The sequence below is a fragment of the Sulfuricurvum sp. genome, from assembly GCF_019163035.1.
In the GTDB taxonomy this organism is placed as follows: domain Bacteria; phylum Campylobacterota; class Campylobacteria; order Campylobacterales; family Sulfurimonadaceae; genus Sulfuricurvum.
Genome location: NZ_JAFLKV010000030.1, coordinates 11,699 through 16,170, shown reverse-complemented (window position 1 = coordinate 16,170; position 4,472 = coordinate 11,699). Strand labels below are relative to the sequence as shown.

Annotated in this window: 4 protein-coding genes and 1 pseudogene; all 5 read right to left on the bottom strand. The window is 40.7% G+C overall.

All coding sequences use genetic code 11. The annotated features are described in order from the left end of the window. Nucleotides 1–271, bottom strand: a 271-nt coding sequence (locus tag JZU62_RS02710; RefSeq protein WP_295011651.1) for a hemerythrin domain-containing protein, incomplete at its 3' end; no start/stop codon positions are given. 55 nt (nucleotides 272–326) lie between these two features. Continuing rightward, a complete protein-coding gene (locus JZU62_RS02705) occupies nucleotides 327–1,880 on the bottom strand; it encodes a transporter substrate-binding domain-containing protein (RefSeq protein ID WP_295011649.1) in 1,554 nt (517 codons plus the stop codon). Between the two features lie 26 nt (nucleotides 1,881–1,906). Beyond that, nucleotides 1,907–3,175, bottom strand: coding sequence for a hypothetical protein (locus tag JZU62_RS02700; protein WP_295011647.1), 1,269 nt, complete (start codon nucleotides 3,173–3,175; stop codon nucleotides 1,907–1,909). A 32-nt stretch (nucleotides 3,176–3,207) separates the two neighbouring features. Further along, on the bottom strand, nucleotides 3,208–4,038 hold the full coding sequence (locus JZU62_RS02695; protein ID WP_295011645.1) for a 4-hydroxy-3-methylbut-2-enyl diphosphate reductase: 831 nt from the start codon (nucleotides 4,036–4,038) through the stop codon (nucleotides 3,208–3,210). After that, a pseudogene (locus JZU62_RS02690) lies at nucleotides 4,035–4,472 on the bottom strand (3-phosphoshikimate 1-carboxyvinyltransferase); the annotation flags it as partial. The gene JZU62_RS02695 and the pseudogene JZU62_RS02690, both read right to left, overlap by 4 nt.

The window sequence follows — 4,472 nt, the reverse complement described above, 5'->3', positions numbered from 1 at the left end:
TATTCACAAACTCGATAATTTCACGATGGAGATTTTTGTGATACTCGTATTCGGGAAAACCGATTTTGTGCATGTAAACTTCTTCATCTCGAAAATGCTTATTCATATAACGATTCAGCTCTCCTAAAATCGCTTTGAGTTCCTCTTTGGTCGAAGTAAGCGCATCGAGTGCGGCAATCTGGGCAACAATCTCAAAAAGTTTTTTGTGCTGATCATCGATGTAGCTGATCCCTAAACGATACTCCTCATTCCACTCTAAGCCTGTTCCCATAATTTATTACCTCTCTTAAGTATATGGTGTATTATCTCCTATTAATATCGCAAACCTATCGTAAAACAACCCTTACGCATAAACCCTCATCTTTATTCGTAAATTCCAGTCGAGCACCGTATTTAGTTGCAATCTCTTGACACATCTGATGCCCAAGCCCGTTATGTTCAATCGACGTATCCATTCCCCCGCCGTTATCGCAAAAGTTAATTCGTTCAAGACTTATTTCAATACGTATCATCGGATTTTCAATGTTTCGTTCTTCAAATATTTTAATCGAGTTGTTTAAAAGATTCAGCCAAACCTGCATCCACTCGTTTTTGATTCCATACAGTACACTATCATCCCCCTCTATCACCACATGAACGCCGAAATCGAGAATTTTTGTTTCAATAATGGCGATGGAGCTTTCGATCGATTCATACACCGAAAAATCGGCTTTAACACTGCTTTGTTTGTAAAATTCCAAAAAGTTCTGCATCGTATGAGACATAAAATCAATCGTATCTTCAACCTTCTGAGACTGTTCTAAAAGCCACCCATTCTCTATCGGTTGCCCTGTCCTAATCATGGCAATGTTAAGAAGATTTATCGAACTCAGTTTAGAGAGGGGTTCACGCCACTGATGAGAGATATTAGCGATCAGATTGCCGATTTCGGCCTGTTTTGCTTTTTGATAGAGTTGATCTTTAATCTGAAGGTTTTTCGATACTTCCAAACGCACTTTTCGGTGCAGCAGATAATTCCAAAGGATAATCAAACCGACTACTCCTAATAATCCTAAAACAATTAGTGTAACCGTCTTAGTATCAATCCCTTCTTTAACCACAAGCCCCGTGTGTTTGTTGATAATCGCTTCACGCTCAATCGGGGTAATGGTACGGATCCCTTTGTCTAAAATATCTCGCAAGATAGGTTCTTCTTTGATAACACCGATTCGTAAATGATTCTCATACCCCTGAGGCTGTCCAGATATTTTTAAATTAAACCATCCCTCTTTTTTTATAATATAGGCGGCAACGATCAACGATCTGACCGTCATATCTGCTTTTTTTTCTGAAACCATCTTCATCGCATCCGGTTCCGAAACGACCGGAATAAATTTCAGATTTGTAAAATCTTTACTCATCCTCTCGAGCATCGCTGTTCCGGCAGGTAAAACAACACTCTCATGATCCAAACCGATCAAATCGGCAACGAAAGGGTGTTCCTCGCGGGTAATCAAAATATTAGGATCAGAAAGAAGAGGCTGGGTAAAAATAAGCCATTTTTCTCGTTCAGGAGTTTGGTTGACAAAACTCATAATATCACATTGTTTCGATTTGGAAAGTGCGAGTGTCTCTTCCCATGTTTTAGTCGGGAGAATCCTGATATGAACATTCAATCGCTTTGCGACGAGCTGAATCAAATCAGCCGCAATCCCGATATGTTCACCGTGTTCATTGATAATTTCAAACGGTTCCCAATCGGGATCCGCACACATTGTGATCTCTTTTTTTGCTTTGAGGAAAGTTTGTTCATCCGCAGTCAAAGAAATTTTCGTTATGTCAGAACCCATGGCATCAAATGTCAATAGCAATAGCAGCAAAAAATATAAAATTGGTTTCATCACGTTATTGTATCGCAGTGAATGTATTAAAAAGCATAGGTTGCTGAGAGAGTGAGCATATCATCCGCATATCGATAGTTAGGAGAGTCTCTCCATTCATACTGTATTTTGACACCTAAAGGATCGGATATTTTAGCTTTATAGACAAAGTTGATGATATCGATATCACTATTGGGCATAATCCGCTCATCCAAATCGATGATCGAATATCCTCCAATCAGTGTCTGATTCGGTAATCCTGCTTTTGCCAAATTATATTTAAAGCTTAATTTTCCCATCTGACTTTTGGCGAGAGCAGATACCGAAGTATCTTGCGCAAACATATAGGGAATCGCCACGTATTCGGGATATCCACCCCAGTTTCCAAAAGCGGTGACGGTGTTTTTATCACCCGTAAAATAGTTATATGCCAATGCTATTGTTAATCCAACCTCTTTACTCTCTAAAGAGACTTTTGTTCCGAAGAGTTCATAAGAACCATTACGTCCAAGATGGTGTAAAAAATCCTTAAATTGACCGATATCACGAACACCGTATCCCTGAACTTCGAATCTTGAAATGAGAGTAGGACTTAATTCATAAGGGAATGCCATATCTAAATAAAACTCATCAAGAACATCACGACAGTAGTAATTCCACCCCTGTATCTTGATACTATTTTCATAAACGATACCGCTCATAATGACACCTTGATCCCCTGAAATTCTCGATATATCTATCGTATCACCATCATTCGAATCAATCATCTGTAAATCACTACTCATCGCTAAAGAGGTGTAGGTTTGCTGGGACATACTCCTAAAATGTTTGAAACTTACCAGCCCATCCAATCCCGACATTTTTGAGATAAAAGAGAGTGTTATTGCCGTATGAGGTAATGCCTTATTGGTGAAAGTATAGGCTTCAAAAAGGTTAGGAATGATTCGATAATCGTATGTAGAGATGATAGGGGAATCAATCTCTTGTCGTCCGAAGAGAAGTGTTGAACTACCCTCTTTATATTCAATCGAAGCTTCACCGAGAACCGAATAAGGTGTTTTATCAACATCGAACATGTAGGCGTCGGTTTTTTTTAAATTAGCATGTCTAAGACCTAAATCACTTGTAATATAATAAGCCGCTTTGGCTTTAAATCCATCCCAAGCCCCCGATTCAACTGCGAGCTTTCCTCCAATACCAAAAGTTGATTGATCCCGCTTTGGCAAGATACGATCATCATACACAAACATTGTCTTGCCGTATCCCGAAACACTGCTTTGCTTCAGTGCATCTACAAGTTCATTGCCATAAAGCATTACTGAGATACATATAAGAAAAACAATTCTAATCAGCTGGCTATCCTTTTGATAGCCTTCACAACATCATCAATGATCCAATCAGGAGTTGAAGCTCCGGCACTGATACCGCAAAATTGTTTACCACTAAACCATGTAGCATCTAAATCATCCTGACTCTCAATATGATAGCTATGAGTACAATACTCTTTTGCAATTGAGTGCAGTTGTTTAGTATTAGATGAGTTTTTACCACCAATAACGATCATTACATCGGCTTTTTGTGCCAAATCACGTACCGCATCTTGATTATCAAAGGTTGCATTGCAGATCGTATTAAAAACACGAACCTCTTTGTGCTTCGCCATCAGCTTTCCGACGATCTGCTGATATTCTTCGATCTTTCGGGTGGTTTGGGCAACGGTGGCTATTTTTTCACGCAAATGCAATCCATCGATTTCATCGGGACTGTTTACGACAAAAACATTTCCGATAGCGTAGCTTTTTACACCCTTAATCTCAGGATGAGCCTCATCCCCGAATATGACGATGTCATACCCTTGAACAGACATCTCTTCACATATTTGCTGTGGCTTGGTCACATAAGGGCAGGTTGCATCCACGACATTGACATGGCGCTCATTGAGGGTGGAGAGTTCTTGCTTGGGGATGCCGTGGGTACGAATAACCGCTGTCTCACCCGCCCTAAAGGAGTCAAGATTCTCACTCAAAGCAACGTTAAAGTCGTTTTTGAGTCGATCAATTTCATTGGCATTATGGATCAAAGGACCATAGGTTGCGGAGTTTCGGTTTTCTTCAGCAATCTTAATCGCCCGTTTCACACCGAAACAAAAGCCGTAGCTCTCCGCAAGGACGATTTTCATCTCTCTACCTTTGTACACATCCCCAAAAGTTCAAAGAAATTCGGGAACGAGGTGTTAATACACTCGATATCTTCCACTTCCATCCCACATTTAAGCCCTGCAATCAAAAAGCTCATCGCGATACGATGATCGCCGTAACTGTTCACTACAGCCGATTTCAATTCTCCGCCCTTTACCGCATACCCATCAGGATACTCTTCGGTCTCAATCCCGCAAAGGTTCAGATTATCGACAACCGTTTTAATACGGTCAGACTCTTTGACCCGTAGCTCTTCGGCATTTTTGATGATGCTTTTCCCCTCAGCACACGCCATAGCGATAGAGAGAGCCGGCAATTCATCGATCAGCCATGCGATATTCTCTTCTACCGTAACGGCATGAAGCGGGGCATGTTCCACTCGAATCGTCCCGATCGGCTCATAACGCTCATCGGT